Annotated in this window: 3 protein-coding genes; 2 read left to right on the forward strand and 1 reads right to left on the reverse strand. The window is 58.8% G+C overall.

Annotated elements, in window-relative coordinates; genetic code table 11:
* A partial coding sequence (locus CFR80_RS17115) for a Tn3 family transposase (protein ID WP_110507786.1) occupies positions 1-2298 on the reverse strand: 2298 nt, incomplete at its 3' end.
* Positions 2299-2437: 139 nt separating this feature from the next.
* On the opposite strand from CFR80_RS17115, the gene CFR80_RS17120 reads away from it, so the two are divergent.
* Positions 2438-3022, forward strand: a complete 585-nt coding sequence (locus CFR80_RS17120; protein ID WP_010516174.1) for a recombinase family protein — start codon at positions 2438-2440, stop codon at positions 3020-3022.
* A complete protein-coding gene (locus CFR80_RS17125) occupies positions 3019-3798 on the forward strand; it encodes a helix-turn-helix domain-containing protein (RefSeq protein WP_035979553.1) in 780 nt (259 codons plus the stop codon). The genes CFR80_RS17120 and CFR80_RS17125 overlap by 4 nt, the downstream gene beginning before the upstream one ends.
* Positions 3799-4301: the final 503 nt, after the last annotated feature.

A 4301-nucleotide genomic window follows, 5' to 3' on the forward strand; every position in this document is an offset into this window, starting at 1 on the left:
GAGCGCGAAGACATGGTCGGTGGCACCACCCGTGTCGGTATAATGCTCGGTGATTTTAAGCCCCGTTCCATGATTGGTCAGGCCGTCGAGCACGTATGGCGCTTCGTGTGTCGCAGCCGAGATGACCTTCACATGGTATGGGGCGCGCTGATCAGACACATGCGTGTAAAAGCTGAACCCATGGTCGACGCCATAGCGGGCATTGACGTCTCCGCCTGAGGCACCGCGCTTGGCCCCGCGAAAGAACTGTCCATCGGAGCTTGAACTCGAACCCTCACCCCAGATGCGGGAAAATGGCAGACGATGGTGAGAGTCGATGAGGATAGCCAGCGCCTTGCGGTAATTTTCGTCGCGGACGTAAGCGTCGTGGGTCCAGAAGAGCTGATCACGGGTAACGCCGTGACTCGCGGCAGCCATGCGTGACAGCCCCAGATTGGTAGCGTCCGCCAGAATGGCAGCAAGCAACGCGTTCTCGTGGGGGCAGGCTTCGCCCGTGCGCAGGTTGGTAAAGGCGTTCAAAAAACCGGTGGCCTGCGCCACCTCGTGCAGCAGCTCCGTGATGCGGATTGGCGGCATCAGGGCGTTGAGCTGTTGCGCCAGGTCTTCCGCCTTGGGAGGCGTTGTTGCGCGTATCGGCGATATCTGGAGGTGCCCGTCTCGGAATCGTACGCCTTGCAAAGCGTCGCGTTTCAGGCTTTGCGCAAACTTCTTCAGGCGTTTATCCAATTCGCGAGCGCGCTGATCCAGCCATTCATCCGCCGACAGGGGAAGGTCAAGTTCGGCAATGAACGGTTTTGCCTGCTCCGTACTGAGCATGTAGCTGTCGAAGCGACGATAATTGGCCGACCGCTCGATCCACACATCACCGGAACGCAGCTTGTTGCGCAAATGCGCGAGCGTCGCGATTTCCCACAGACGCCGGTTGGGCTTGTCATCCTGATCGATAACGATCTTCTGCCATTCCTTGCGAAACGGCATCGGTGCGTCGCCAGGTAAATCGCGTTTGCCTGCTCTGTTGAGGTTCCGCAACAACGTGATCGCAGCCAGGGTCTTGGCGCCTCCTCTTCCTGCCTGGAATTCCAGCGTTTCCAGCAGATCGGGCGCGAATTTTCGAAGGGTAATATAACGCTCCGCAGCGGCTGTCAGAGGATCGAGGTCGGCAGTCCTGGCGATCGCCCCAACCTCTGACCTTGCTTTCAACAGGGTCGCCCATCCGACCGTGGCATCCAGAGTTTCCATGGGATCTCTGCCGTCGCTGGCCGCCTCGGCCAAGGCATCGATGGTCGCCTGAAACAGGCGCATCAGGCGTGCGACGTTCTTCGACGTTGCCGAAAAGCTGCGGGCCTTTGTGTTCCGTGCCCGGGTAAAGATGCTGCCGACCAGCTTGTCAGCCATGTCCAGGGCGCTGTCCGTCAGACGTTCCTCGGCATCGATCAGGAAAGCGACGAGCGTGGCGTAACGGCGTGATGGCGTGTAGCGCTCGATCATCGAGGCCGGAGATATCCGGCCTTCCCGGACGTATTGGTGAAAGCGGTCGATGTGAATGCGCTTGGCGACGACGGGATCAATCCCGATCTGTCGAACCTGTCTCAACAATTCCAGAATGCGCTTGATGTGATCCGGCTTGACGGCAACCGGTATGGTCTTGAGCGAGGCAAGTTGGCTGATGCTCCCTTCAGGCGTTGTGGCGAAAAGCCGATCCAGCGCCGTGACCTGATCGCCTGTGAGGCCCTGCGTTAACGCCTGCGCGGTCTTCCGTCGGGCCCGCGCCCGTCCCGCAATGCTGGCGCGTTCGATGGTTGAAATCGAAGGGAGTGCGATTTTGGCATGGCGTAGCGCGTCCATCACGGCCCGGACGATTACGATGCCGCTGTCCGTGGCCCAGGCTGCGTTTGCCGCAGCCTCGATCATGAACGGGATATCGACTCTCTGGGGCGCGCGCAGGCCAAGGATCGTCATCAGATCGCGGGCATGATCGGTCATCGTCTGCTCCCGCGCGGCGTAATCGGCGAGGTCGCTGCCGGAAAGCTCAAGTTGGTCTGCCACGAAGGCGACCAACGCGGATGGCGTCGATCCGACGTCCTGCACAAACTGAGCCAGTGTTGTTCCCGGGTGCCTGAGTAACGCCAGTTGCACGGCAACGCCCATCTGGGTGCGTCGCCTGCGCCGGGAACCGATGATATCCAGATCCGATGGCTCGAAAGTGTAAAGGCGGACCAGACTGTCCCGGTCTGTCGGGATGGCGAGCATCTGATCCCGTTCCTGGGCTGTCAGCAGGTGATGTTTGAGCCTGGTCACGCTGTCATTCCGTCCACAAAAGGTCAGTCTCGGCTATGGACAGCGGAGAGTAAAGAGACGCATTATGTGGACGGATATTGTCGATCCGGAATGGTCATTCACTCAGTGTCCACAGAACGGTCGTTTGGGAGACGGTGCCATGGGCGGCATTCTGGGATACGCGCGTGTCAGTACCGGTGATCAGGATGTGGCCGGGCAGCGTATGCGATTGGAAGAAGCCGGTACGATCCGTGTGTTCACCGATGTGATGTCGGGCAAGAGCATGGAGCGACCAGGACTGGACGAGCTGCTGGAATACGCACGCAAGGGCGATACGCTTGCGGTTGTGCGGCTCGACCGCCTCGGTCGTTCACTGGGAGAGTTGCTGACAACGGTGACCATGCTCCGCTCACGCGGAATAGCGTTGCTCAGCCTGGAGGAGAAAATCGACACTTCCTCCGCAGCCGGAGAGCTGATCTTCCACGTCTTCGGCGCCATTGCGCATTTTGAGCGGCGACTGATCTCAGAACGTACACGCGACGGGATTGCAGCGGCGAGAGCAAAGGGCAGGCTGCCGGGGCGGCAGCCGCTCGACAACGACAAGATCAGCGCGGCGCTAAAACTTATCGCGGCGAGCGTGTCGCCGACTGAAGCGGCGCGTCAGCTCGGGATCGGGCGATCGACTGTCTATCGCGAGATGAAGCGTCTTGGCGTCGCGCGGCCGACACCATCGGCTGTATCATGACAACAGACGATCAAGTGGTTCTCAGCGCGCGCGAGAAAGAAGCTCTACGTCTGCTTCTGGTCGGCCATGACGCGAAATCCATCGCCAATACGCTTGGTCTGTCGGTGCACACAATAAATGACCGCCTACGCGATGCGCGGCGCAAGCTGGGCGTTTCGAGCAGCCGTGAAGCTGCCCGACGTCTCGCCGAGATGGATGGGGGCACCCCCAATAATGTCGGCCCCAAAGAAATTGGGGGTGCCGAAGCAACTTCTTCGGTGGATAGAGCCAAAGAGCCAGCACCGCCGCGATCGTCGGGGCATCGCCTGGCGTGGCTTACCGGAGGAATGCTTATCATGTCTCTTATCATTGCGGCCGCAGCGCTTTTGACCATCAGCGGGCAGGACGACGCCCGGGTTTCCGCCCAGAATATTTCGACAAGCATTGCCCGTCCTGCCGAAACAAAGGCATCGGCCGATGCCCGCAAATGGGTCGAATTGCTTGATGAAGGGCAGTGGGATGCAAGCTGGCAAGCCGCAGGCACACTGTTCAAGGCAAAGATCACCCCGGCGCAGTGGGCCACTACGATCCAGTCTGTACGACAACCGTTGGGACGCCCGTCATCACGCACTTTCCAAAGCGTGATGCAGACAAAAACGCTGCCGGGCGCGCCAGCGGGTGACTATCAGATCATTCAGTTCCAGACGCGTTTCGCTAACAAACCCAACGCGGTTGAAACCGTCGTACTTTCGCGTGAACAGGCATATTGGCGCGTTAGCGGATATTTCATCCGCTAACTTCCGTGCTGCTTGCCGTTGTTCAACAAAGAAACAGCGGCTTGCCCTCAGGCAAGATCACGCTACCCAGACGTTCTTCTACTGTTCATGCTAAACGTTGTTTAGCGTACTTTCCACACGATGGCCTCTAAAAAACAATAGCAGCGATGACATTAAATGCCCCACGGAACCGTGGGGCATTTTTTTTAGATGATCTTTGTAAGATGAAACCATAAGCGTTTTAGCCGCTAAAATATCCATTCATAAGCAGGCAGGCTAACCCGGCAAAAAATGGATGCAGACCCGGAGCGAGCGCAGAGCGGGAGCGCCGTAGGCCGCCCGTCAGGGCGTCCAGACATGCGTTTGCACTCAGGTCAGATAGGCTTGCACTTAGGTCGGTATCGGGGTTTGCACTTAGGTGCAGTCGGGAGCTTTCGACTGCCTCAAACACCACTCAAGCATCTCCGAGTGGGTCATTTGTGGAGGCTGATAGGGGTCGTTTGCGGGAGGGGGCGAAATCCTAC

The organism is Komagataeibacter oboediens (assembly GCF_003207815.1).
Lineage (GTDB): Bacteria > Pseudomonadota > Alphaproteobacteria > Acetobacterales > Acetobacteraceae > Komagataeibacter > Komagataeibacter oboediens.

Coding starts and splice junctions, on each gene's coding strand:
- CFR80_RS17125 (WP_035979553.1), top strand. CDS start 3,019: ATGACAACAGACGATCAAGTGGTTCTCAGCGCGCGCGAGAAAGAAGCT.
- CFR80_RS17120 (WP_010516174.1), top strand. CDS start 2,438: ATGGGCGGCATTCTGGGATACGCGCGTGTCAGTACCGGTGATCAGGAT.